At 66.6% G+C, this 4,111-nt stretch carries 3 protein-coding genes and 1 pseudogene; 2 read left to right on the top strand and 2 right to left on the bottom strand.

The features are described from left to right. Positions 1-172: 172 nt before the first annotated feature. Positions 173-1,348 (top strand): IS21-like element helper ATPase IstB, encoded by a 1,176-nt coding sequence (gene istB / locus HUW62_RS46010; RefSeq protein WP_368670648.1) that lies wholly within the window; start codon positions 173-175, stop codon positions 1,346-1,348. A 474-nt stretch (positions 1,349-1,822) separates the two neighbouring features. Here the strand turns inward: istB and HUW62_RS46005 are convergent, their stop codons facing one another. After that, positions 1,823-2,128, bottom strand: a complete 306-nt coding sequence (locus tag HUW62_RS46005; RefSeq protein WP_176438055.1) for a hypothetical protein — start codon at positions 2,126-2,128, stop codon at positions 1,823-1,825. A gap of 448 nt (positions 2,129-2,576) precedes the next feature. On the opposite strand from HUW62_RS46005, the gene HUW62_RS46000 reads away from it, so the two are divergent. Then, the gene (locus HUW62_RS46000; RefSeq protein ID WP_176438054.1) at positions 2,577-3,173 is read left to right on the top strand and encodes a plasmid pRiA4b ORF-3 family protein; all 597 of its coding nucleotides are present in this window, start codon (positions 2,577-2,579) and stop codon (positions 3,171-3,173) included. Between the two features lie 555 nt (positions 3,174-3,728). Here HUW62_RS46000 and HUW62_RS45995 read toward each other — a convergent pair. Beyond that, positions 3,729-3,992, bottom strand: a pseudogene (locus HUW62_RS45995) (transposase); the annotation flags it as partial. Between the last annotated feature and the right edge of the window lie 119 nt (positions 3,993-4,111).

Here is a 4,111-nt window from a genome sequence, read left to right as displayed (position 1 = left end):
AAGAGACAGCCGACGTGGTGCGCCCCGCCTCCTCCGGCAAGACGCCCTACGTGCGCTTTGACGGCAATGACTACTCGATTCCGGATGCCCTGGTACGCCGTCCCCTCACGCTGGTGGCCTCCCCCTCCACGGTGCGCCTGCTCGACGGCGCCCAGAGCAGGTCGCCTCGCACGTGCGCAGCTGGGACAAGGGCGCCGTCGTCGAGGACGCGCGGCACCTGGCCGCGCTGGCGAAGAAGAAGGCCCACGCCCACGAGCTGCGCGGCAGGGACTTGCTGCGCGCCCGCTGCCCTCGTGCCGACCAGATGCTCCAGGCCCTCGCCGACCGCGGTGACAACCTCGGCAACCACACCGTGAAGCTGCTGGCGCTGGCGGAGCGCTACGGCGCCGCGGAACTGGACGCCGCCCTGGCCGAGACGCTCGAGCGCGGCGCACTCGGGCCCGCTTCTGTCGCCCACGTCCTCGACCAGAGACGCCGTCAGAAGGGGGCGCCCCCGCCGCTGCCCCTGGTGCTGCCAGATGACCCGCGCGTGCGCGAAGCGCGTCCCCCAGCATTCCCTCAACGCCTACGACGCCCTCCTCGGGGGCGACCCGGAGCAAGAGAACGTCTCACCGCCCTCGGACTGAGCCACACCAGCGACGCGCTCGATGACCTCATCGCCATGGCCACCAAGAGAAGGTGGGGGCCCACCGAGTTGCTGGAAGCCATCGCCGAGGAAGAGACGAAGGACCGGGCTCGACGCAGCGTGGAGCGACGCCTGTCGCGCAGCAAGCTCGGTGCGCTCAGGACGATGGCCGACTTCGACTGGGGCTGGCCCAAGCGCATTGACAGGCCGGCCGTCGAGAGCGCCCTGGCCCTGGACTTCATGGCCCGCCCCGCCAACGTCGTCCTTGTCGCCCCTCAAGGACTGGGCAAGACCATGATTGCCCAGAACATCGCCTACAACGCCGTGCAGGCTGGCCACTCCGTCCTCTTCACCACCGCCTCCCAATTGCTGCTCGACCTCGGCAGTCAGGACTCCGCCAGGGCCCTCGACAGGCGCCTGAAGCACTACTGCACCCAGGCGGGCCTGCTCGTCATCGACGAGATTGGCTACCTCTCCTACGACGCGAGGAACGCCGACCTGCTCTTCCAGGTGGTGTCGCGCAGGTATGAGAAGAAGCCGATTGTCCTGACGACCAATCTCCCGTTTTCGGAGTGGACCACCATCTTCCCCAACGCCGCCTGCGCCATCGCCCTCATCGACCGCGTCATCCACCACGCCAGCATCATCAGCATTGAGGGCGACAGCTACCGCCGACGCGTGGCCGAGGAGTCCCGAGCCGAGCGCAAGGCCAAGAAGGGCTGAACTCCTCCGCGCCCCGACGCGGCCAACCGGCCTCGCTCTCCCGCTCCGCCTCTGCGGTCGGGGGCGCGGGGCCGAGCTGCTTCCGATGACCAGATTTCCGCGCTCCGCGATGACCGCCAACACACCGCGCAACTCCACGAGCACGGGCGACGCGCCAGCGTCCAGCGGCCCGCGCACCTGGCGGCTCCGGCTGCCATGCCCATGAAGCCCCAGGGGAGCTCCCACAGGGCGGCTCGCCGCGCCGCAAGCGGCGCAGCTCGCCGGACGTACAGCCGAGACGAACGGCATCTGTGCCGCCCAGGACTTGACGCCGACGCGCGTCCGTACGACTTCTTGGGGGCCTCGCTTCTCTCTCACACGTTGAGCGGGGCGCTCGACCTGTGAGCGTGTTGGCGCACGCTCCAGGTCACCTTTCTCTCACGCGAGCTGGCGAACACCGCCGCGCCCCGTCCTCTCTGGGCCCCGTGGACTACCTCACGCAGCGTGGCGTGCCAGCATCCGGCTCGCTGCTGGACTCCGCGCGGCCTGCAACATTCCTTCCCGGCAACCAGCGCGCTCGTCGCGACCTCGATCTCCATCAACCACTTCTCTCAGCAACACCAGCGCCTTGAGCGCGTCCAACTCAGGCACCTCGTCAGCGGGACCCTCCAGGACACCACCCGCCACGAGCGCCGCGCGATACGCCCTCTCCGTATTCGGCCCCATGCCCAACAGCCGGGCCACTTCGCGCGCACCCGTCCCCATGCGGTGCAACCGCACCAACTCTCTCAACCTGTCCATGTCGACTCTCCGGTAGCTCATCCGCGCGCGTCCCTGGGCGCACCGCGGGGGCGGTGCTCGTGGTCTCGCGAGGATGCACGATGCACGGGATGAACTGGCCGGGTAGGCGCTCACCCCCCTGCCAGCCGCGTTTCTTCCAACTGTTTTCTGGGTGTGCGGACCGCCGTCCCGACTGCTCCGACTTGCGGTCCGCTTGGCCGACCCCGGGGCGATCCGCTTGGCCGACCCCGCTACGAACTGCTTGGGTGACCCGCCTGCGATCCATTACCCCGGTCCGTCACACAGGCCGCCGTCCCACCTTCGCGATCGCAAAGCAGTGCAGTCCATGCGGAGGTCGGGAGCATTGCGGCCCAGCCGGAACTGTTTCTTCTTTTTCGTACACTCAGCCGCAGGGGACTGTCAGGACACCTTCTCCCCATGTCTGGAGTGCTTACATACGCCCTCGTCCATGGCTTCCCGCAAGAAGACGACCTCTGAGCTTTCCATTCACGTGCTGTACGTCGAGTTGGTGGGCATCCAGCCGGTCATCTGGCGCGAGCTTCTTGTGCGCAGTGACATGCCCCTGTCGAAGCTGCACGACGTGCTGCAAGAGGCCTTCGGGTGGAACCACAGCCACATGCACGTGTTCGAGGACACTTCACGGCGGCGATACGGAGATATGGCGGGCGAGGCTGATGACAGGGGCTTCGGCGGCGATGCCTCTCTGCGGGATGAGCGCGAGTACTCCGTCTCGGACATCGCCCCGCGCGCTCGTAGCCTCTTCGGTTATATCTATGACTTCGGTGACGACTGGGTGCACCGCCGCCGCGTAAAGAAGGTGCAACCTGCCGAACCTGGCAAGCGATACCCCGCATGCGTCGCGGGAGCCAGAGCGGCGCCGCCCGATGACTGCGGTGGCGTCCCCGGCTACGAGCGACTCCTCAAGGCACTTGAGGACCCCGAGCACGGAGAGCATGAGGAAATGCGCCAGTGGCTCGGCGGCCCGTATGACCCCGAAGCGTTCGACCTCAAATCCACCGACAAGGCCGTCCGCACCATCAGTTGATTGAGATTCACGGTCTCTGGTTGGGACTCCTGTCTAGGGCAGGTCGTCATCCGCGGACTGAAGCAGCGGTCGTCTGTATTCGCTGAACATCCAAGGTCACCACGTAAGCCCGGCGGACAGGCTCATCGCCAGGGGCCGAGCACAACACCAGGACGAACAGTGCACTGAGTCGTCACCATTCATGCTGCGTCATGCACATGATCTTGGCCGGGCCAGGAGGCATCAGAGTCGCAGTATCACCGTAGCTGGACGCGACTCCTGGCCTCCGGTGGAGCCGCCTCCTCTTGTCGGGCGAAAAACTCCACGCGCGACCCAGTCGACCGGTGGCCCGTTGCGCGCGCGACCGGAAGTCGCCCTTCGTGGCCTGGAGGGCCTTCACGCGAACTTGGGTACTCTTCTGGCGTGGAGGCCGTCGCGCGCATGCGTTGTGCGGGCGGCGCGGTGGAACCCACAGTAGGGCCTGGTTGGCATCTGCGCGGGGAAGGGCTCACTGCGTCTCGAAGAAGCTCCCCCGTAACCGTTCACGGCGCAGGCCGGCGGAAAGGTGAACTGAGGTTACGTGCCGGGTAGCAGTGAGGGTGCGGGAGTGCCGTGGAGCTGAGCTTCGACGGAGGCGGTGAGATAGTCGAGCACGTTGCGCTCCTGCTTCCTGAGACTCATCACGGCGGTGAGGATGCGTGCGACGAAGAGACTGGCGTCCTCGCTCTGGGTACCGAAGCTCGTCTTGCGCCAGATGACGGCATGGCGCAGGTCTCTCTCGGCGAGATTGTTGGTGGGCTGGACGCCCTCTGTATAGACAAATGTCCAGAGATGGGCTTGATCCGCTTCAGTGGACACCAAGGAAGAGGCAGGTACGGTGTCCAACATGACGGAAGTGAAGAAGCCACGACGTCCCCGGCGTAGCTACACGGAGGAGTTCAAGGCCGGGGCGGTGAGGC

This window comes from Myxococcus sp. AM011 (genome assembly GCF_013372595.1).
In the GTDB taxonomy this organism is placed as follows: domain Bacteria; phylum Myxococcota; class Myxococcia; order Myxococcales; family Myxococcaceae; genus Myxococcus; species Myxococcus eversor.
This window is presented reverse-complemented; position numbering and strand designations above follow the sequence as displayed.

Excerpts from the sequence above, each read along its gene's own strand:
- HUW62_RS46005 (WP_176438055.1), bottom strand. The coding sequence starts at position 2,128 with ATGGACAGGTTGAGAGAGTTGGTGCGGTTGCACCGCATGGGGACGGGT.
- HUW62_RS46000 (WP_176438054.1), top strand. The coding sequence starts at position 2,577 with ATGGCTTCCCGCAAGAAGACGACCTCTGAGCTTTCCATTCACGTGCTG.